This is a genomic window from Methylovorus mays (assembly GCF_020531915.1).
Classification (GTDB): Bacteria; Pseudomonadota; Gammaproteobacteria; order Burkholderiales; family Methylophilaceae; genus Methylovorus; species Methylovorus mays.
The window spans coordinates 151,830-172,007 of the sequence record NZ_JAJAVG010000007.1 but is presented as its reverse complement, the minus strand read 5'-3'; the positions used below and the strand labels follow the sequence as shown (position 1 = coordinate 172,007).

Annotated in this window: 15 protein-coding genes, 1 tRNA gene and 1 CRISPR repeat array (1 of these 17 cut by a window edge); of the genes, 9 read left to right on the top strand and 7 right to left on the bottom strand. The window is 55.0% G+C overall.

From position 1 onward, the window contains the following. A CRISPR array of direct repeats spans positions 1–172; the repeat unit is 37 nt; unit sequence GAGTTTATCAGGCATTCCGATGGTGGGGTATCGGAAC (it extends 1,339 nt beyond the left edge of the window). A 231-nt stretch (positions 173–403) separates the two neighbouring features. After that, positions 404–479: transfer RNA gene (locus LG203_RS09425), tRNA-Lys, on the bottom strand. A gap of 90 nt (positions 480–569) precedes the next feature. On the opposite strand from LG203_RS09425, the gene LG203_RS09420 reads away from it, so the two are divergent. From LG203_RS09420 to LG203_RS09405, 4 genes are all read left to right on the top strand, one after another. Continuing rightward, positions 570–2,201 carry an alpha-D-glucose phosphate-specific phosphoglucomutase gene (locus LG203_RS09420; RefSeq protein ID WP_230345538.1) on the top strand — a complete coding sequence of 544 codons (1,632 nt, stop codon included), beginning with the start codon at positions 570–572 and terminating at the stop codon, positions 2,199–2,201. 207 nt (positions 2,202–2,408) lie between these two features. Then, positions 2,409–4,115, top strand: a complete 1,707-nt coding sequence (locus LG203_RS09415; RefSeq protein ID WP_230345537.1) for a type I secretion system permease/ATPase — start codon at positions 2,409–2,411, stop codon at positions 4,113–4,115. Then, positions 4,112–5,440, top strand: coding sequence for an HlyD family type I secretion periplasmic adaptor subunit (locus LG203_RS09410; RefSeq protein ID WP_230345536.1), 1,329 nt, complete (start codon positions 4,112–4,114; stop codon positions 5,438–5,440). The genes LG203_RS09415 and LG203_RS09410 overlap by 4 nt, the downstream gene beginning before the upstream one ends. Before the next feature lie 39 nt (positions 5,441–5,479). Next, the gene (locus LG203_RS09405) at positions 5,480–6,724 is read left to right on the top strand and encodes a glycosyltransferase family 4 protein (RefSeq protein WP_230345535.1); all 1,245 of its coding nucleotides are present in this window, start codon (positions 5,480–5,482) and stop codon (positions 6,722–6,724) included. A gap of 8 nt (positions 6,725–6,732) precedes the next feature. Here LG203_RS09405 and LG203_RS09400 read toward each other — a convergent pair whose 3' ends face one another. Next, the gene (locus tag LG203_RS09400) at positions 6,733–7,236 is read right to left on the bottom strand and encodes a retropepsin-like aspartic protease family protein (RefSeq protein WP_230345534.1); all 504 of its coding nucleotides are present in this window, start codon (positions 7,234–7,236) and stop codon (positions 6,733–6,735) included. 12 nt (positions 7,237–7,248) lie between these two features. Next, entirely contained in the window at positions 7,249–8,622 is a 1,374-nt protein-coding gene (locus tag LG203_RS09395) for a phosphomannomutase/phosphoglucomutase (RefSeq protein WP_230345533.1), read from the bottom strand. A gap of 137 nt (positions 8,623–8,759) precedes the next feature. On the opposite strand from LG203_RS09395, the gene hemN reads away from it, so the two are divergent. After that, on the top strand, positions 8,760–10,163 hold the full coding sequence (hemN, locus tag LG203_RS09390) for an oxygen-independent coproporphyrinogen III oxidase (protein ID WP_230345532.1): 1,404 nt from the start codon (positions 8,760–8,762) through the stop codon (positions 10,161–10,163). 97 nt (positions 10,164–10,260) lie between these two features. Here hemN and iscX read toward each other — a convergent pair whose 3' ends face one another. From iscX to LG203_RS09375, 3 genes are read right to left on the bottom strand one after another with little or no spacing between them, the layout of a single operon-like run. Beyond that, on the bottom strand, positions 10,261–10,455 hold the full coding sequence (gene iscX / locus LG203_RS09385) for a Fe-S cluster assembly protein IscX (RefSeq protein ID WP_013441661.1): 195 nt from the start codon (positions 10,453–10,455) through the stop codon (positions 10,261–10,263). Positions 10,456–10,480: 25 nt separating this feature from the next. Then, entirely contained in the window at positions 10,481–11,548 is a 1,068-nt protein-coding gene (locus LG203_RS09380) for an NADH:flavin oxidoreductase/NADH oxidase (RefSeq protein ID WP_230345531.1), read from the bottom strand. Between the two features lie 15 nt (positions 11,549–11,563). After that, positions 11,564–13,087 carry a fumarate hydratase gene (locus LG203_RS09375; protein WP_230345530.1) on the bottom strand — a complete coding sequence of 508 codons (1,524 nt, stop codon included), beginning with the start codon at positions 13,085–13,087 and terminating at the stop codon, positions 11,564–11,566. A gap of 348 nt (positions 13,088–13,435) precedes the next feature. On the opposite strand from LG203_RS09375, the gene glyA reads away from it, so the two are divergent. From glyA to LG203_RS09355, 4 genes are all read left to right on the top strand, one after another. Further along, positions 13,436–14,683, top strand: coding sequence for a serine hydroxymethyltransferase (gene glyA / locus LG203_RS09370; RefSeq protein ID WP_230337716.1), 1,248 nt, complete (start codon positions 13,436–13,438; stop codon positions 14,681–14,683). A 164-nt stretch (positions 14,684–14,847) separates the two neighbouring features. Next, positions 14,848–15,330, top strand: coding sequence for a transcriptional regulator NrdR (nrdR, locus tag LG203_RS09365; protein WP_015829640.1), 483 nt, complete (start codon positions 14,848–14,850; stop codon positions 15,328–15,330). A 4-nt stretch (positions 15,331–15,334) separates the two neighbouring features. After that, on the top strand, positions 15,335–16,441 hold the full coding sequence (ribD, locus tag LG203_RS09360; RefSeq protein WP_230345529.1) for a bifunctional diaminohydroxyphosphoribosylaminopyrimidine deaminase/5-amino-6-(5-phosphoribosylamino)uracil reductase RibD: 1,107 nt from the start codon (positions 15,335–15,337) through the stop codon (positions 16,439–16,441). A 48-nt stretch (positions 16,442–16,489) separates the two neighbouring features. Continuing rightward, positions 16,490–17,257 carry a TatD family hydrolase gene (locus LG203_RS09355; protein WP_230345528.1) on the top strand — a complete coding sequence of 256 codons (768 nt, stop codon included), beginning with the start codon at positions 16,490–16,492 and terminating at the stop codon, positions 17,255–17,257. A gap of 144 nt (positions 17,258–17,401) precedes the next feature. Here the strand turns inward: LG203_RS09355 and LG203_RS09350 are convergent, their stop codons facing one another. Further along, a complete protein-coding gene (locus LG203_RS09350; protein ID WP_230345527.1) occupies positions 17,402–20,146 on the bottom strand; it encodes a tetratricopeptide repeat protein in 2,745 nt (914 codons plus the stop codon). Between the last annotated feature and the right edge of the window lie 32 nt (positions 20,147–20,178).

Below are 20,178 nucleotides of genomic sequence, written 5' to 3'. Positions count from 1 at the left end.
CGAGTTTATCAGGCATTCCGATGGTGGGGTATCGGAACTACCTGAAAGTAGGGATTGTAATGCTGCTTGAGTTTATCAGGCATTCCGATGGTGGGGTATCGGAACCTCTGGCAAGGCTACCAATCGGGCCGTGCTGAGTTTATCAGGTATTCCGATGGTGGGGTATCGGAACCAGTATTCATGTAGATGTTAGAAAAGCCAACATTGTTTATCTAGTAGAATTAGGGGTTGTTAAAAGCGCCTATAGATGTTGTAACACTTTCCCGGTAAAGTGACGCTCGGTAATTGCGTGGCGCCTAGGCCTAAGTAGACATAGGGCCAAAAGAGATTTTTGAAGTCGGGCTACTATGAGGCTACTAGAAAGTGAAAAGGGGTTATGCTTTCACATAACCCCTTGATTTCTTGGTGGGAGATCGGGGGATCGAACCCCGGACAAACGGATTAAGAGTCCGCTGCTCTACCAGCTGAGCTAATCTCCCTTTGCGACTTCAAAATCGCGAAGAAGGCGAATTATCAATATAAACGTGACCTCTGTCAACCTTAAGTCACCAAAATCAGGAAGAGTATTCATGACAGTACAAGTTGTTGCCAGCCAACCCTATCAGGACCAGAAGCCAGGGACTTCCGGCCTGCGTAAACGCGTGCCTGTATTTCAGCAGGTGCACTATCTGCAGAATTTTGTGCAGAGCATTTTCGATACCATACAGGCAGCTCCCGGCGCGACACTGGTGTTAGGCGGCGATGGTCGTTATTACAATCGCCAGGCGATTCAGATCATTCTCAAAATGGCGGCGGCCAATGGCTTTGGCCGTGTGCTGGTCGGGCAGGGCGGTATCTTGTCCACGCCCGCCGCTTCGTGCGTCATACGCAAATACAAGACCTTCGGCGGCATCATTCTGTCTGCCAGCCACAACCCCGGTGGGCCCGATGGCGATTTCGGCATCAAATACAATATGGAAAATGGCGGCCCGGCGACGGAAACCGTGACCGAAGCCATTTATGCCCGCAGCAAGGTCATCAGCGAATACCGCATTGTCGATGCCGCCGATGTGGCGCTGGATGTGATCGGCGAAAGCCAGCTGGGCAATATGGTGGTGCAGGTGATCGATGCGGTGGCGGATTATGCCGAGCTGATGGAATCCCTGTTCGATTTTCCTGCCATTCGTAGCCTGCTGACGAGCGGCTTCCGGCTCAAGTTTGATGCCATGCATGCGGTAACAGGCCCTTATGCACGCGAAATTCTGGTCAAGCGTCTGGGGGCCAGTGCAGATAGCGTGATGAATGCCGTGCCGCTGGAAGACTTTGGTCAAGGCCATCCCGACCCCAATCTGACCTATGCGCACGAACTGGTCGAGATCATGTATGGCGACAATGCGCCTGAATTCGGTGCGGCCTCGGATGGTGATGGTGACCGCAACATGATATTGGGCGATCACTTCTTTGTGACGCCTTCCGACAGTCTCGCCCTGATGGCGGCCAATGCGCGCCTGATTCCGGCCTATGCCGCAGGCATTGCCGGGGTGGCGCGTTCCATGCCCACCAGTGCGGCGGTGGACCGTGTGGCCGAGGAGCTGGGGATTCCCTGCTATGAAACCCCCACCGGATGGAAATTTTTTGGCAACCTGATGGATGCTGGCAAGGTGACCCTGTGCGGCGAGGAAAGCTTTGGCACCGGCTCTGACCACGTGCGTGAAAAAGATGGCCTGTGGGCCGTGCTGTTCTGGCTCAATATTCTGGCCATCAAGCGCCAGCCGGTAGCGACCCTGGTCAAGCGGCATTGGCGCCAGTTTGGCCGCAATGTGTATTCGCGCCATGATTATGAAAACCTGCCAACCGAAGCGGCACAGGGCGTCATGACGCTGCTGCGCGATAGCTTCAATGGATTGCCTGGTCAGCGCTTTGGCCGATATACCATCGCCAGCTGCGACGACTTCAGTTACACCGATCCGATTGATGGCAGCCTTAGCACCAAGCAGGGCGTGCGTATCCTGTTTGAAGATGGGTCACGCATCGTGTTCCGCCTCTCAGGCACCGGTACTGAAGGCGCTACCTTGCGTATTTACCTGGAAGCCTACGAGCCTGACAGCGCCAAGCATGACCTGGATGCGCAGGATGCGCTGGGGGACATGATCAAGATTGCCCTCACTATCTCTGAGTTAGCCATCAAAACTGGCCGGGATACCCCCACTGTGATTACCTGAGTTCGGGAATTTTTCCCGATGTGCAGATGACGCCCGCTGGCTATAATGCGGGCGTTAGTGCATCAAACCGATTGTTTTTGTGTAAATTCCGCAAGTGCCTTAATTTCGATCCGGGAAAATCAGGCAATTCCGGTTGAGTATGGGAAGGCAAATCGGCAATACATGGCAGATGCATGTTGCGCCGTATTTTATTGGGGAATTGGTTTTATGAATGCCATCAAGAATTACATTCTGCAATGCAGGCAGTTTTTCATGTACGCCGGCATTTTCAGTTTTGTCATCAATCTGATGACGCTGATGCCAGCATTTTACATGCTTGAACTGTATGACCGCGTATTAAGCAGCCACAGTAACGAAACCTTGGTCATGCTGACGATTCTGGTCGTGTTCATGCTCCTTGTTCAATACTACGTTGAATACCTGCGTCAAAGTCTGTTCCTGCGCACTTCCGCTACCATGCAGCGATTAATGCAAAAAACAGTGCTCGCCTGCATGCTGACCATGAGTGGCCGCACAAATCGCAGGGGGCTGGATGATGTGCATACCGTGCAGTCATTTTTCTCGGGCTCTGGCGTGCAAGCCGTGTTTGAGGTGCCGTGGATTCCTGTTTATTTTTTCGTGCTCTATCTGTTTCATCCCTGGTTATGCCTGATGGCCGTGGTAGGTACCTTGATTCTGGTGGCATTGACCTTCCTTGAGGAAAAAGTCAGTGCTGAAAGCCAAAAGCAGGGACAGGATTCCTTGCGGCAATCGCAGGACATGCTTGATTCCGCGCTGAACAATCTTGAAGTGATCAATGCCATGAGCATGCGCGAGGTGGTGACCAAGCGCTGGTCCAAAGTGCATGACAAGGCGCTCAGCCATAATATTGAATCGGCTACCCGTTCTGCCTCCATTTCTGCCTGGTCGCGGCTGGTCAGGAATTTGCTCAGTACCTTGGCCCTGGCGGTTGCCGCCTGGCTGGCCATCAATGACCGTACCGTGACGCCGGGTGTCATGATTGCCGCCACCATCATCATGGGCAAGGTGATGGTGCCAATTGATCGCGTTATTTCGGGCTGGCGTTTTTTCATCAAGGCCCGCCATGCCTATAGCCGTCTCAATAAAATGCTGGCGGATTACAACCCTGATACGACCAGTGTCACCTTGCAGGATTTCGCAGGCAATATCCGGGTGGAGAAGCTGTTTTTTGCCATGAATCGTGAACGTGAAATTCTGCGCAACCTCAATTTTTCTCTGGAGGCGGGGGAAGCGCTGGGCATTATTGGTAATAGCGCAGCTGGCAAGTCCACCCTGACACGGTTGCTGGTTGGTCTGTATAAGCCAACGTCAGGCGCTGTTCGCATGGATGGAGCGGATATTTACCAATGGGCGCAGACCGGACAGCTTGGTCAGCACATTGGTTACCTTCCACAGTCGGTGGAACTCTTTGCTGGGACGGTAGCGGAGAATATCGCGCGTATGGCCGAGGTGAATGAACATGTGGATAAGGTGATCGAGGCCGCCAGACTGGTCGGCGCGCATGATTTCATTTTGCGTCTGCCGCAAGGGTATGACACGGATATCGGCGAGGCTGGCCGTATTCTTTCCTCCGGTCAGCGGCAACTGGTTGGGCTTGCCCGTGCCTTGTTCGGCAACCCCAAGCTGGTCGTGCTGGACGAGCCGAACGCCAATCTGGATGGCCCTTCTGAGCTGGCTTTCATGCGCATGATTCGCGAGTTGAAATCGCGCAAGGTCACACTGATTATTGTCAGCCACAAACCCAGCGTATTGCGCGATGTGGATAAACTGCTGGTGCTGGAGCAAGGGCGTCAGGTCAGTTTTGGCAATCGCGAGGAGATCATGCAGAGCACGGTCCCCAGCACTGATAATTCAAGCCAGGTTGCCCTGGTCAAAGGGGCGCAGCCGATATGAGTCTGATTTCTTCCATTGTAAGGCCTGCGATTCCGCTGGATGAATCCGGACAAGCCACGCGCATTGTGCGTAAAGGCATGTTCATGACGGTGGTTATCGTGGGTGGTTTTTTCCTATGGGCCAGTGTTGCGCCACTGAGTGGCGCGGTGATTGCGGAAGGCAAGATAAAAATAGCGACCAATCGCAAGACGGTTCAGCATCTGGAAGGCGGTATCGTCAAACAGATTCTGGTGCGCGATGGGGATGTTGTTAAGCATGGGCAGCCACTGCTGCTGCTGGAAGACACGCGCAACAGTGCTGAGCTGAATATCCTGCGTGACCAGCAGGATGCGCTGCTCGCCAAGGAGGCCAGGCTGATTGCCGAAAAAACGGTGGCCGCCGCCATTACGTTCCCTCAACAATTATTGGTACCCATGAGCACCAAGCGGCAGGAGCTTATTAACAAGGAGCGTGCGCAATTTCTGTCCAAGCGCAAAATGCTGAATGACCAGATTGCCCTGTTACGCGATGAGTTGGGCCACTCAAGGGCGGAGTCTGCGGCGTATGAGGCGCAGGTAAAAGCGATAGAGGAAAACATTCGTTATCGTCAGGAGCAGCTGGCCATGCGCGAAGGCTTGATGCAAAAGAATTTTGTCGGCAAGGCGGATGTCCTCAATTACCGGCAGGCCCTGACTGAAAAGCATGAGCAGTTGGCAGCGCAATCCGCAGATCTGAATGGCACCCGCGCCAAAGTGTCCGAGCTGGAGTTGCGCGTGATCGATGTGAAAAATCGCTACATTCAGGAAGCCGATGCCGAGCTGAAGGATACGGGCAACCAGTTGCGTGAGGTTGTCGAGCGTCTGCGGCCAGCGGAAGACTCCATGCTGCGTCGGACTGTGACTGCGCCTATTGATGGTCAAGTCATGGCCATGAAGGTGACCACGGTGGGTGGGGTTATAAGCCCGGGGCAGGCCATGATGGACATTGTGCCGGTATCGGATGATCTGGTGGTGGAAGTGAACGTACGCAATCTGGATATTGATACCGTCTATCCTGGCCAGCCAGCTGAGGTGCAACTGAATGCCTATAATCAGCGCACGACGCCGATGGTCACCGGAGAGGTGGTGTATGTTGCCGGGGATGCCGTCGAAGACCCGCAAACGCACTTGCTGACTTATCCTGCGCATGTGCGCATCGACAAGGAATCACTCAAGAGTGTGCAGCATGTGAAAATTGAGCCCGGCATGCCGGTGACGGCCTTTATCAAGACGCAGGACCGGACCATGCTCGAGTATCTGATTTCGCCTATCACACAACGCATGCGCCATACTTTCCGCGAGGAATAATGCCATACCTGCGATCCTGTTAACCCCGATGGTCTCCACATGAAGTATCTGTTCATACACCAGAATTATCCTGGTCAATTCAAGCATCTGGCCGTGGCATTGGCCGCCATGCCGGGGAATGAAGTAGTGGCGATGGTGGATGTTGCCAACAAGCGGCCAGCCTCCTTGCAGCCAGGCGTTCGCCTGATCAGTTATGCCTCGCCCAAAGGGGCCACCAAGGAAACGCATTGGTATCTGCGCAGTTATGAGGCCGCGATTCGCCGCGGGCAGCAGGTCGCCAAGGCGGCGATCGAGCTGAAACGGCAAGGGTTTGTTCCCGACGTGATTTGTGTTCATGCGGGCTGGGGAGAGGCCTTGTTTCTCAAGGACGTTTACCCACAGGCGGCCATTCTGGATTACTTCGAGTTTTATTATCGGACGCAAGGTGCAGATGTCGGATTTGATCCCGAATTTCAGTCCTACACTATTGATGAGTTCTGTCGGATCAAGGTGAGAAATTCGAATCACCTGCTTTCGCTGGATAATTGTGATTGGGGGCTTACCCCCACCGAGTGGCAAGCCAGTCAGTTTCCCGAAGTTTACCGCTCCAGAATCAGCGTGATTCACGAGGGGGTGGATACCCATATTGTCCGGCCAGACAAAAACGCCCAGTTTGTGGTCTCGGATACCTTGACGCTCACCGCGGCCCAGCAAGTCATTACCTTTGTGAATCGCAATCTTGAGCCGTACCGTGGCTTCCATATATTCATGCGGGCCTTGCCCCGGATGTTGCGGGATTGCCCGCAAGCGCATGTGGTACTGGTAGGCGGCGATGAGGTCAGTTATGGCCGCATGCCGGAAGAGGGCGGTAACTGGCGCGAAAAAATGATGAAGGAAGTCGGCGCCGAACTGGATATGACAAGGGTGCATTTTGTCGGCAAGGTCGCCTATGAACGCTATCTCAGCCTGTTACAGATTTCTGCGGCGCATGTGTATCTCACGTATCCATTTGTACTGTCATGGTCCATGCTGGAAGCCATGGCCGCAGGCTGTGTGCTCATCGCTTCCAATACGGCCCCAGTGACTGAAGTGATCCGTGATGGACATGATGGCTTGCTGGTGGATTTCTTTGATGCGCAGGCGCTGGCCGAGCGAGTGGTCGAGGTGGTTAACAAGCCGGAAAACTATGCTTCGTTACGGGAGAACGCCCGCCAGACCATTCTGCAACAATACGATTTGCAGCGTGTCTGCCTGCCGAGACAGCTGGATTTGCTGCAGAAGCTGCCCGGTATGCTGGCTGGCTAACGCGGGTATCAAAAATCCCCTGCCGTCGGCGCGGGGATCGCTTCATCTCCCTGTTTGATGGTCATCTTGCCGCGAAACAGACGGACATCCATGCGGCTCAGAAAGGACATCCCGAGCAGTGCTTCACCTTGCAATCCTGGGGTGATCAAGGCGGCGACATCATGCGCTTCCACATCGCCGATCTTGACGCTGCGCAGGCGCGTGACATAGGCGACGGCATCGCCATTGGCAGTGGTGGTGCGGGCGGCCACATGGCTGCTGAGCCCCAGACGCTCGGCGGTGCGGCTTGAGATCGCAACGCCGGTGGCGCCGGTATCCACCAGCACATCCACCTTTTCGCCATTAATCAGTGCCGTTGCGCGGTAATGCCCATCCATGCCACGCTGCAGCGTGACTTCGCCACCCTGACTGCCCGGATTCCTGTTCGGATTCATCCGGCCATCCACTACGTAATAAATGCCAGCGGCGGCTAGCAGCCAGGCCATAGCCGCCAGCCATGCGGTTTTACTCAAGATCCGACCGTGTTAAAAGGGCAGATGCACATGCGGTGCCGCTGCCAGGATCACGCTACGGAAAGCGTCCTGAATACGCAGTAGCGCGGCTTCATCATCTGCTTCAAAACGCAGCACGATCACCGGTGTCGTGTTGGATGGACGCATCAGGCCAAAGCCATCCGGATATTCCACGCGCAGGCCGTCGATGGTGATGACTTCGGTAGCGCCGGCAAATTCGGCGGTTTTTTGCAGACTGGCGATCAAGGTATGCGGCTCGCCTTCATTCATGTGTATGTGCTGTTCTGGCGTGCTCACGCTGTCTGGCAATGCATTCAGCAGGGCAGAGGGATCAGCCGAACGGCTCAGGATTTCCAGCAGGCGTGCACCGCTGTACAAACCATCATCAAAACCGAACCAGCGTTCCTTGAAGAATACATGGCCGCTCATTTCGCCCGCCAGGGCAGAGCCGGTTTCCTTCATTTTTGCCTTGACCAGCGAGTGGCCGGTTTTCCACATCAGTGGCAAGCCACCGCGTGCCTTGATCCAGGGCGCCAGATTGCGTGAGGATTTAACGTCGTAAATGATGGTGGCGCCAGGTTCGCGCTGCAATACATCTTCTGCAAACAGCAGCAGCTGACGGTCGGGGTAGATGATCTTGCCATCCTTGGTTACCACGCCCAGGCGGTCACCATCGCCATCGAATGCCAGCCCGATTTCGGAGCTGCCTTTGCCCAAAGCGGCAATCAGGTCCAGCAGGTTTTCCGGCACGGAAGGGTCGGGGTGATGGTTGGGGAAGTGGCCATCCACTTCGCAGAACAGCTCTTCCACCTCGCAACCCAGGGCGCGATAAAGCTTGCCAGCATAGGCGCCTGGCACGCCATTGCCGCAGTCGACGGCAATGCGCATGGGGCGGCTCAGCTTGATGTCGGAGGCAATGCGGTTGATGTAGTCATCGGCAATGTCGTAGTCGCTGGCTTGGCCAGTGCCGCTGGCAAAGTCCTGTTGCTCAATGCGGGTACGCAAACGCTGGATGCTCTCGCCAGAAAGCGTCTCTTCCGCAATCACCATCTTCAGGCCGTTGTAGTCAGGCGGATTGTGGCTGCCCGTGACCATGACGCCACAGCCCGTCTTGAGCTGATGTGCGGCAAAATACACCATGGGGGTGGCGACCAGGCCCAGACGTATCACATCAACACCCGTACTCAGAATGCCGCGTGCCAATGCCTCGGCCAGCTCTGGGCCCGAGAGGCGACCATCGTAGCCGATGCAAATGGCTTTTTGCTGCAGTTTGGCGGCCTCGCTGCCAATGGCCTTGCCGATTTGCTCGACAATTTCGGGAGTCAATGTTTTGCCGACAATACCGCGGATATCGTAAGCCTTGAAAATCTCTTTTGGTGCAAGCATGCGACGAGCCCTTTTGCTGAATGGAATTGCTCCTATTCTAAACGGGATTCCGATATCGCGGCTTGCACAAATCGGGCAATACACCGGGCAATAGTCCAGATGGATTAAGGCTGGAAAATTTTAACCATAAATATATAATGGTTATTATGGAATTCCCGACCTCACTCGTTCATAAATACAGCAAGGCTGCGCCGCGTTACACCTCGTATCCCACGGCCTTGCATTTTCATACTGGCTTTGATGCAGCAGCCTGGCAGCATGAGTTGCAAGCCAGCCGGAACAGCGGGCGTGATATCTCGCTGTATGCGCATATCCCGTTTTGCGACACGCTTTGTTATTACTGTGGCTGCAATATGGTGGCCACGCGTGATTACAGTAAAGCCGAGCGTTACCTTGAGGTATTGCTGCAAGAGATGGCGCTGGTGGCAGACACTGCCTCAGCTGATCGTCTTGTGCGCCAGATGCATTGGGGGGGCGGCACACCCACCTATTTGCGGCCGGAGGATCTGGTGAAGCTGCATCAGGCATTTGCCCGGCGTTTCCGCATGGCAGAAGATGCCGAAATTGGCTGCGAAATGGACCCGCGTGAATTGACGCGTGCGCATGTGGAGGCACTGGCCTCCTGTGGGTTTAACCGCCTGAGCCTGGGCGTGCAGGATCTGGATCCGCAGGTGCAAGAAGCCATCAACCGCATACAGTCGCAGGAGTTGATCGAACAGGTATACGGCTGGATACGCGATGCCGGTATCAACAGCATCAACTTCGATCTGATCATCGGTTTGCCGCACCAGACTCCCGAGCGCTTTGCCCATACGCTGGATGCGGTGATCGCCATGGCGCCGGACCGACTGGCCGTCTTCAATTACGCGCATGTGCCCTGGATGAAAAAGCATCAGCGCCTGATTCCTGAATCTGCATTGCCTGCCCTGGATCAGCGTCTTGAATTGTTGAGGATGACGCTGGATCGTCTGACGGCGGCAGGTTATGTGCACATCGGCATGGATCATTACGCCAAGCCTGAGGATGAACTGGTGCGCGCCCAGCAGCAAGGTACGCTGTACCGCAACTTCCAGGGATACACCACGCACAAGAATTGCGACATCCTGGCCTTGGGTGCCTCGGCGATTTCGCAAACGGAAAACGCCTATGCGCAAAATACCAAGGTGCTGTCGGAGTATCGCGATGCGGTAACGGCAGGGCGGCTGCCGATTGAGCGTGGCTTGCACGTAACCCCCGAAGACCAGCTGCGCCGAGCCGCCATTACCCAGGTGATGTGCGACCTGCAACTGGACAAGCGGGCGTTTTCAAGCGCTTGGGGAATTGAATTTGATGATTATTTTGCTGCTTCTTTGCCGCAGATGGAGGAGATGGAGCAAGATGGACTGCTGCAGCTGCACAATGAATGCCTGCGCGTCACTGAAGCCGGTCGGCTGTTCCTCCGCAACATTGCCATGCTGTTTGATGGCAGGCAGATGGAAGCTAAATCTCTGAGCAGCGATCAGGTCATTCAGGTGCAGCCGCGGTATTCCAACAGTATCTGAACCAAGCCCTGGTGTTCAGCGACAATGGATCCTCATGATGCATTAAGCGTGCTCACTGGTCAGCCAGTGAGCACGCTTAACTGCCGTGATGCAGGGCTTATTCCGCCTCTTCTATCCAGGCCAGCTGGATGGCTTCCAGTATCTTTTCACCGCATTTTTCCGGCGCATCATCAAACTCTTCCAGATCCAGCACCCATTGGTAAAGGTCGGTGAAGCGTATGGTTTTGGGATCGATATCCGGGTGTGCGTCATACAGCGCTTCAGCGATGCGCAGGCTGTCAGTCCATTTCATTGCATTGTTTTCCTATAAGTGATTGTTAAAAGCTTTTGGCGCGCTCATATTGCAGCGGCCAAGGCTGGTCCGCACGCAATTCCCTGGCGGCATGCAACGGCCAGTGCGGGTCGCTCAACAAGGTGCGCGCCATGAAAATCACATCGGCCTGGTGCGTGGCGAGAATGTGCTCGGCCTGGGTCGATGTGGTGATCATGCCGACGGCACCGCTGGCAATTCCGGCTTCGTTGCGCACGCGGCTGGCAAACTCGGTCTGGTAGCCTGGCCCGGTCGGAATCACGGCATCGTAAATCAGGCCACCGCTGGAGCAGTCAATCAGATCAATGCCGATCTCCTTGAGCCAGCGCGCGAACTGCACGGACTGGGCAATATCCCAGCCGCCTTCTATCCAGTCGCTGGCGGAAATCCGCACGAACACAGGTTTGTCCTGCGGCCAGAAGTCGCGCAGGCGTTTCGCGATGTTCAGCGCCAGGCGACAGCGGTTTTCCAGGCTACCGCCGTATTCATCGTCACGCTGATTGGCGAGGGGTGACAAAAATTCGTGCAGCAGATAGCCATGGGCGCAATGCAGCTCGATGACGTCAAACCCCGCTGCTAAGGCTCTGTCAGCCGCCGCCATGAACGCATCCGAAATGCGGGCGATGCCTGCTTTATCCAGCGCTTGCGGCGTTGCATGCTGCGGGCTGAATGGTATCGCGGAGGGTGCTACGGTGTTCCACCCGCCTTGATCGACAGGTATGCCGGTGCTGCCTTCCCACGGGCGGGTAGACGACGCTTTGCGTCCGGCATGCGCCAGTTGAATGGCGGCTGCGGCGCCTTGCCCATGAATGAAATCCACGATCCGATGCAAGGCATCGCGCTGGGCGTCATTCCATAAGCCCAGGCATTGCGGCGTAATACGGCCTTCTGGCAATACGCCAGTGGCTTCCACCATCACCAGCCCGGCACCACCGCGGGCAAAGCCGCCCAGATGCACCAGATGCCAGTCATTCGGCATGCCCTCAATGGCGGAATACTGGCACATGGGCGATACAAAAATACGATTGCGGATGGTGAGCTCACGCAGCGTAATCGGAGTAAAAAGATGGGCCATGACGGGACTCGCTTCCTAGGCAGTAAAAATGGGGATGTCGGCAATCTTTGGACGCCATTCTGCCGGGCCGGTTTCATGCACCGAATGGCCCTGGCTATCCACGGCTACCGTGACCGGCATGTTTTCCACGGTGAATTCATACACCGCTTCCATCCCCAGATCGGCGAACGCCACGACACGTGCGGCTTTGATGGCCTGCGAAATGAGATAAGCGGCACCGCCTATCGCAATCAGGTAAACCGATTGATGGCGGCGTATGGCTTCCACCGTGGCTTCACCGCGCTCGGCCTTGCCTATCATCCCCAGTAATCCGGCTTCGCCCAGCATGGTGTCGGTAAAACGATCCATGCGGGTGGCGGTGGTCGGGCCTGCAGGGCCGATGACTTCATCGCGCACCGGGTCTACCGGGCCGACGTAATAAATAAAGCGATTATGAAAATCCAGGCCATCCGGCAAGGGCTGGCCGGAGGCCAGCAGGTCGGCAATACGCTTATGCGCGGCATCGCGGCCGGTCAGTAATTTGCCACTCAGCAGCAGCTGTTCGCCAGGCTGCCATTGCAGGATGTCGGCTTTGGTCAGGTTGTCGAGGTTGACCTGGCGCATGGGCGTGCCTGATTCCTGCGCGATCTGCGGCCAGTCTTGCAGGCGCGGCACTGGCAATATGGCCGGGCCGCTGCCATCCAGCGTGAAATGAATATGACGCGTGGCCGCGCAGTTGGGGATCATGGCGACTGGTAGCGAAGTAGCATGCGTGGCGGTTTGCAGGATTTTGACATCCAGCACCGTGGTCAGCCCGCCCAGCCCCTGCGCGCCTATGCCGAGGCGATTCACTTTTTCGTAAAGCTCCAGCCGCAACTCTTCGGCGCGGTCAGCCGGGCCGCGCTCGCGCAACTGCTGAATATCAATGGGCGCGAACAGCGATTGCTTGGCCAGCAGAACGGCTTTTTCTGCCGTGCCGCCTATGCCTATGCCCAACACGCCCGGTGGGCACCAGCCAGCGCCCATGGTGGGCACTGTGCGCAAAACCCAGTCAACGATATTGTCCGACGGCTCCAGCATGGCGAGCTTGGCCTTGTTTTCCGAGCCGCCGCCCTTGGCGGAAATGTTGATCTCTACTTTGTCGCCCGGCACCAGTTCCACATGCACCACGGCAGGCGTGTTATCCCGTGTGTTCAGGCGCTTGCCTGCGGGGTCGGAGACGATGGAGGCGCGCAAGCGGTTATCCGGATCGCCATACGCCAGGCGCACGCCTTCATTGACCATCTCCTGCAGACTTAGCTTCGCATCCCATTGCACCTGCATGCCGACCTGGATAAAGGCCACCACGATACCGGTATCCTGGCACAGCGGGCGTTGCCCCTGCGCGCACAGGTAGGAGTTGATGAGTATTTGTCCCATGGCATCGCGCGCAGCGGGTGCGGGCTCGCGTTGCCATGCCTCATGCAGGGCCTGCAAAAAATCAGGTGAGTGATAGCAGGCGATGTATTGCAGGGATTGGTAAATGCTTTGTATGAAGTCGTCTTGCCGAATCGTGGTCATGGAAGCGCCCGGGGGATAAATGCAGGGCCATTATAGCGCTCAACCCGTATGCCTCAAAAAAAGACCGCCGTGCGGCCAAAGCCATGCACGGCGGGTGAAGAGACCTATTGAGATATACATTTAGGAGATTGCCATTAGCTATACAGCAAAGCGCGTGCCAAGTATTTGTTTGTTTTTAATCAATGGCTTGGTTTTGATGTGAAGATTGCTGGTGGTTGTAATCAGCCATATGGCTGTATATAGCCACCAACTATGCACTCTGCAATGAGTGAAGCGTATTCATTCTTTAAGTGGCTGATCATGTTAAAATTCTGCCTATTTACTTTTTAAGCCCTTGGAAAATTGAACATGTTTAGCACGGCAAAAACCCTGAACGTTGCAGATCCTGAACTTTGGCAGCATATTGAAGCCGAGCGTCAGCGCCAGGATGAGCATATTGAACTGATCGCCTCTGAAAACTACACTAGCCCTGCCGTCATGCAGGCGCAAGGTTCGCAGCTGACCAACAAATATGCTGAAGGTTATCCAGGCAAGCGTTTTTACGGTGGCTGTGAGTTTGTCGATCAGGTTGAGCAACTGGCGATTGACCGTGTGAAGCAACTGTTCGGCGCTGAATATGCCAACGTGCAGCCGCACTCCGGCTCTCAGGCCAACCAGGCCGTGTATTTCTCCATCCTCAAGCCAGGCGACACCGTCATGGGCATGAACCTTGGCCACGGTGGTCACCTGACCCATGGTTCCCCTGCCAACTTGTCCGGCAAGCTGTTCAACATCGTGCCTTACGGCCTGAACGACAAGGAAGAGATCGATTACGACGAGATGGAGCGCATTGCCATCGAGTGCAAACCCAAGCTGCTGATTGGCGGCGCTTCTGCCTATGCCCTGCGCTTTGACTGGGCACGCATGGCCGAGATCGCCAAAAAGGTGGGCGCTTATTTCATGGTCGACATGGCACATTACTCCGGCCTGATCGCCGCCGGTGTTTACCCTAACCCGGTGCCCCATGCTGATTTCGTGACTTCCACCACCCACAAGACCCTGCGTGGTCCACGTGGCGGCATCATTCTCGCCAAGGCCGAGTTTGAAAAGTCCCTGAACTCCAATGTGTTCCCATCCCTGCAAGGCGGCCCGCTGATGCACGTGATCGCAGGCAAGGCCACGGCTTTCCTCGAAGCATTGCAACCGGATTTCAAGGTATATCAGGAGCAAGTACTCAAGAATGCCAGCATCATGGCACAAACCTTGGCAGAGCGCGGCCTGCGCATTATCTCCGGCCGTACCGAGTCGCATGTGTTCCTGGTGGACCTGCGTCCCAAGAACCTGACTGGCAAGGCGGCGGATGCTTACCTCGGCCAGGCCCACATCACCGTGAACAAGAACGCGATCCCGAATGACCCGGAAAGTCCGTTTGTTACCTCCGGCATACGTATCGGTTCGCCAGCCATCACCACCCGCGGCTTCAAGGAAGAAGAAGCCCGTCTGGTGGCCAACCTGATTGCCGATGTGCTGGACAACCCGACCGACGAAGCCGTGATTGCGGCGACCAAGGCCAAGGTACACGCCTTGACCAGCCGCTTCCCGGTATACGGCGCTTAATTCTCGCCTATCACCATCGCGACACATGAAAGGGGACATGTGAAACACCAGGCTGGCGCGTCCATATCCATGGAGGAGGCTAACCCTCGTTCATGGGCAGAAGATCTGCTGCCTGGGTTTCATCCCTTTCGCCGCGTTGCATTTAACTTGCCTGGTCAACTCTCATGAAGTGTCCTTTCTGCGGTACCGATGACACCCAGGTCATTGATTCCCGGGTGAATGAAGAAGGCAACTCCATCCGTCGCCGTCGCCGTTGTGCGGCCTGCGACAAGCGCTTTACCACCTACGAAACCGCCGAGCTGCATCTGCCGCAAGTGGTCAAGCAGAATGGCAACCGCGAAGAGTTCAATCGCGACAAACTGCGGCTTTCCTTTACCCGTGCCTTGCACAAGCGCCCCGTACCGACCGAATATGTAGACCGCGCTATCGAGCACATCGTGCAAAAGCTGCTGGCCAAGGGCGAGCGCGAAATCATGGCGCGCGATCTCGGCGAAAGCGTGATGCAGGAGCTGCGCCTGATGGACAAGGTGGCCTATGTGCGTTTTGCCTCGGTCTATCGCAGCTTCCAGGACGTCGACGATTTCAGCGATGTGATTCGCGACTTGGATAAACCGCATCGTCGCCTGACGGACCCCGCCGGAGAATAAGCCTGTGTTCAGCGCGCTGGATCATCAGATGATGGCGCGAGCCCTGCGGCTGGCAGAGCAGGGCCTCTACACCACCACTCCCAATCCCCGCGTCGGCTGTGTGATTGTCAAGGACGGTCAGATTGTTGGCGAAGGCGCCCATCTTAAAGCAGGCGAGCCACATGCCGAGGTACATGCCCTGCGGCAGGCGGGCGATCTCGCGCAAGGCGCCGATGCCTATGTCACGCTTGAACCCTGCAGCCACCACGGACGTACGCCGCCATGCGCTGACGCCTTGATTAAGGCCGGTGTGAAGCGCGTGGTCGCTGCCATGCAAGACCCCAACCCCCAGGTGGCCGGAAGTGGTTTGCAGCGCTTACAGGCGCAAGGCATTGCCGTGCAATCAGGCTTGCTGGAAGCCCAGGCGCGTAGCCTGAATGCCGGATTCATTTCGCGCATGACACGTCGCCGTCCGTTTGTCCGCAGCAAGATCGCCGCCAGCCTGGATGGCGCCACCGCCTTGCAAAATGGCATCAGTCAATGGATTACCGGCCCTGAGGCACGCAAGGATGTGCAACACTGGCGCGCGCAATCCTGCGTCATGCTCACCGGCATAGGCACCGTGCTGGCCGATGACCCACAACTCAGCGTGCGGGATGAAGCCGGAGAACTGCAAGGCCGCCAGCCGCTGCGCGTGATTGTGGATAGTCATCTGCAGATTTCACCGCAAGCGCGCATCCTGCAAGGCGGCAATGCCCTCATTGTTTACGGCAGCGCCAGCGCGGACCGCATCGCAGCCCTGTGCCAGCATGGGGTAGAGCTGATGCACTTGCCCGACCATCAGTCGCGCGTCAGCCTCGATAGCCTGCTGGAACTCCTGGCGAGCCGGGGCATCAATGATGTGATGGTGGAGGCGGGCGCCACGCTGAACGGGGCCTTGCTGCACAAGGGGCTGATTGACCAGCTGATTCTGTATTACGCCCCCAAGCTGCTGGGCGCCGATGCCCGTGGCATGTTTGGCCTGCCTATGTTGCAAAGCATGGCGGCCCGCATTGATCTGGATATTACTGACATGCGGCAGATTGGCCGCGACATCCGCTTGCTGGCAACGCCGCACTCACCACAACCCTGAATCACCAAAGTCCGCCACACGGACACCTCACCACGGGAGAAACAGCGCGTGCTCGTCGATACCCATTGCCATCTTGATGCGCCAGAATTCGATGCCGACCGGGCAGACATCGCCGCGCGTGCGCATGAGGCTGGCGTTGCACGTATTGTCGTGCCCGCAGTGGAAGCAGCAAATTTTTCCGTTGTGCAGACATTGGCCGACGAGTTTCCCTGGTGCCGTTATGCGCTGGGCATACACCCGCTGTTTATTCCGCGCGCCAAAGAAGAGGATGTCGATGCGCTGAAAGAGCAGCTGCAGCAGCGCCTGCCCGTGGCGATTGGCGAAATCGGCCTCGATCTTTTCATTCCCAACCCGGATATTGAGCGCCAGCAGGCTTTTTTCGCAGCACAGCTCAAGCTGGCACGGGACTTTGATCTGCCGGTCATCCTGCATGTGCGCAAATCCAGCGATCTGATCCTCAAGCACTTGCGCCGCATAGGCGTCAAAGGCGGCATTGCCCATGCCTTCAATGGCAGTTTTCAACAGGCAGAGCGCTTTATGGCGATGGGCTTCAAGCTCGGCTTTGGCGGCGCCATGACCTATGACCGCGCCCTGCATATCCGCGAGCTGGCGCGGCAACTGCCGTTGGACGCCATGGTGCTGGAAACCGATGCTCCCGATATTGCGCCCGAATGGCTAGGGCATCGTGGCCGTAACAGCCCGCACGAGTTGCCTGCCATTGCCCAGGTACTGGCGGATTTGCGCGGCCTGCCACTGGCCGAAGTCATTGCTGCGACAGGCAAAAATGCCCTCCAAGCCTTGCCAGCGATTGCCTAGTTATGCACATGAGCTCATGTGCTACATTAACTTGAAGCAAAAAACCTTAACAATCCAAAGACATAAAATAAGTCATTGTTTTTAATGTGTTATTTTAAAGTCTATTTTTTGGGCGTTTTAAAAAATCCCTTACGGCAGGCATAGTTACAGTTTTAAGTCACAGCTGTTCACAGTTTTATCCACAGAAATTGTGGATGAGTTATTCAGTTCATCAAGATTTGAATTGATTTCCTGAATAACGTTATCCCAGAGTCCAATGGAAGATTGTCTGAAGAGGGTTGCGCTGGGATACCATGGTGAGTCTGAGCGATTCAGCATCCATCGCCATTCGCTACCGAACCATAGCAGTATCCATACATTTATACCTAGAGCACCCGCAAGATGGGCGGGGGCAGAGTCTATGGATATGACGATATCCAGATTTTTCATAACAGCTGCTGTTTCATCAAAATCTCGTAATTCACTGTCCAGGATTACTACGTTTTTGCAAGGTTTAAGCATGCTGATTTCATTTACCGACAAGTCCTTTTGCAAGGAAATAAAGCGGATGTGCGGATTGGATGTGATGACTGGCAACATTTCATCGAGAGGCATAGATCTTTTGTGATCGTTGACGTGATTTGGATTGCCTCTCCAGATTAGCCCTACGAGTTTGGTTTCAGTTTGCCTGATAATCTGCTTCCAGTACGAAACCCGGTCCTCATTGGCTTGCAGATAAGGGATGGGTGCCGGTATGTCATTGACTGTATCGGTACCCATGGCCATCGGTAAACTCATGATGGGGATTTTGAAGTCTATTGTTGTGTCAGCATCCTGATGGGGTTCAATGATATGCACATCTTTCAGGCTGCGTTTGAAAAGGGTATGAAGAGCAAGTGGGAGTTCGAACCAACATTCGACATTCTGCGAGGTTAGCAACTCAATATAGCGAGCTGCTTGTATCATATCGCCCAATCCCTGTTCAGCCTGAATCAGCAACTTCATGCCTTTAATATCTTCAGCGCCTAACCAGACAGGGAAGGGGACTTGCTTGATGGGCTTTACACTTTTGCGATTCCATCGCATTTCATAATTGCGCCAACCCTCCTTGAGATTACCTTTGGTTAGTTCAATCAGCGCGATATTCCATAGCGCCTCAACGTCACCTGGACTTAATGTCAAAACCTTTTCATACCACTTCAATGATTCATCAAGGCGACCCAAATGGCAAAGTGCATTTCCAATGTTTCCATAGGATTCGTGATTGTTCGGCGAAAGTTTGATCGCACAATGATAATGCTCGATGGCCTCATCAAACCTGTTCAACTCCGCAAGAACCACGCCCAGATTGTTATGCGTCCTTTTATCATCAGGTGCCAATTCCAACGCCCTTAGATTGGATTTCTCCGCATCATGGAATCGTTTATTGCGAGCATAGGTAATGGCAAGATCATAGTGAGCATCCACGAAGTCCGGGTTGAGTTGTACGGCCCTTTCCAATGCCGCAATCGCTTCTTTCCCCTTATCCATATCCTGCAGGGTATTACCTAGATTTTTCAGGATGTCAGGTGAATCAGGCTCCAGTTCCAGCGCTCGTTCATAGTAAGTAACGGCCTCTGCATGACGATCCGCACTATTCATCAGGTTACCCATAGCATTCAGGGCAGTGGTATTGTTCGGATCAGCATTTAATGCCTGTCCGCATTTATCAATTGCATCCTCAGTCCGACCTTGTCTCTTCAGAGATTCCGCCCAGTGCAGATAAGCTGGAATGTTGCTGGGCTCCAAGGTAGTCATCTTTTGAAAACAGACATCAGCTTCCGCAAGATTATTATTTGCGGACAAATATGTAGTACCCAAATTAAAAAGGGCGTGAATATATGCCGGATTAAGACGAAGTGCTTCCCTATAGCTGGCAATAGCCCGGTCAAACTGGCCGAGAGCTCGATAAGCCGTACCTTGATTATTGTGGGCCTCTACCCAGTCCGGGATTAATGATATGACTTCGGAGTAATGTTCAAGTGCCGCTTCATGCTCACCCAGAGACGAATAAGCATTGGCGCAACCGTAATGCGCACGTGCGTACGTGGGTGCAATCTCAATGGCACGGCTATAACAGGAAAGTGCTGCTTGCATGTCCTGTTGCCTGCTGTATATATTGCCGAGATTGTTATATATCTGGGCATTTTGGGGGCTAAGCGCGAGCGCTTGGAGATAGGCCATTTTTGCATCCTCCAGGCGATTTAGCTTGGTAAGGGAAACGGCTTGATTGCAGTATGTGTCAGGAGCGTGTGGGATTAGTAAAATGGACGTCGCATAATGGGTAAGCGCCTCTTCAAAATTGTTTTGTGCCGCAAGCGCCAGCCCAAGAGTATGGTGTGTTTCTCCATCATCGGGCTCAAGCTGAACAAGTTTCTGTAGCGTTAAGATAGCTTCTTTATTGTTATTCATTGAGAGAAGTAACTCTCCAAGATTTCGATGCGCCTTGATGTACTCCGGGTTAAGTCGGATGGCTTCCTTGTAGCTGGCAATGGCAGGCTCCAACTGCCCAAGTGCTGCATGCGATACACCGAGGTTGTAGTGGGTTTCAGCCCGGTCAGGTTTCAATGCAATGGCCTGCGTATAGCTGGCGATGGCTTGCTGGTATTGACGCACAGCGCCAAACGCAATGCCCAGGTTGTAGTGGGCATCCGCGTGGCGAGGGTTGTACTCGAGGGCTTTCTGAATGACCGGAATACACCGCGCATAATCGCGACTTTGCATGTAAGTCACACCAAGCAGATGAAGAGCATCCGGGTTCTCCGGGCTCTCTTCCAGTACCTGACTGTAATAGTTCTGGGCTTCCATCAGCTGGCCAGTCTGGTGGCATGCTACGGCCCGTTGCATCAGTTCCATCGTTGCTTCAGTCATGATTTACCTCCCATTTGTCATGGCACGGGTTG